General features: G+C 64.3%; 1 protein-coding gene and 1 pseudogene. Both read left to right on the plus strand.

Annotation, left to right across the window (positions count from 1 at the left end):
- On the plus strand, positions 1–508 hold a 508-nt coding region (locus SAZ01S_RS23335), incomplete at its 5' end, for a serine hydrolase domain-containing protein (RefSeq protein ID WP_167693255.1).
- 5 nt (positions 509–513) lie between these two features.
- Positions 514–843 (plus strand): annotated as a pseudogene (locus SAZ01S_RS24250) (hypothetical protein); the annotation flags it as partial.

Below are 843 nucleotides of genomic sequence, written 5' to 3' on the forward strand. Positions count from 1 at the left end.
CACGCTTGCGGACTTCGCGCGCACGGCCCTGTTCGCGCCGCTCGGTATTCGCCACTGGGAATGGGCCGCCGATCGCGCAGGCTATACCAAGGGCCAGGGCAATCTGTCGCTGACCGCGCGCGGCATGGCCACCATCGGCGAGATGGTGCGCGAAGGTGGGCAATTCCACGGCCGCCGCATTGTCAGTGCGCGCTGGGTCCGCGACGCGCTGGCGCCCAAGGTCTCCATTGCCGACAGCGATCCCTATGCCGACGGCTATGGGTATTTCTGGTACGCCAAGACCTTGACGATTGGCGGCAAGCCCATCGCGGTTTCGTTTGCCTCGGGCAACGGCGGCAACAAGATCTACATCGTGCCCAGCCGGCGCCTCGTCGTCGCGATTACCTCCAGTGCGTATGGCCAAGGCTACGGGCAGCGCCGCTCCCAGGCGATACTCACGGCGTTGCTGGCCGCTGATGGCGAAGATCGCGCCAGATGGAATGCCACCTCCAGCGGAAGAGGAGATTAACCGGCATGATGCGCAGTTTCGTGCTGGCAGTTACGGGCCTCATCGCGGCCGTCGCCCCTTATCCGGCGCAAAGCGGCGCGGCGCGACCCCAGCGGTCCCATGCCGCCGTACCAACCGCGCAGGCTGTCTATGACGACGATATCATCCGGTTCTGGCGGGCGTTCGATGCGATCACGGCCACCACAGATCCGGCAGAACGCCTTCGGTTGATTCAAACGATCTACATCGACCCCGGCACGCCGGGGCTCCACGCGCTCATGACAGCGCGGCGCTATACGGCGCAGCAATATGTCGATGCGATCGTCAAATGGCCGAAATTCTGGAAATCCATCAGG

The organism is Sphingomonas azotifigens NBRC 15497, assembly GCF_002091475.1.
Lineage (GTDB): Bacteria > Pseudomonadota > Alphaproteobacteria > Sphingomonadales > Sphingomonadaceae > Sphingomonas > Sphingomonas azotifigens.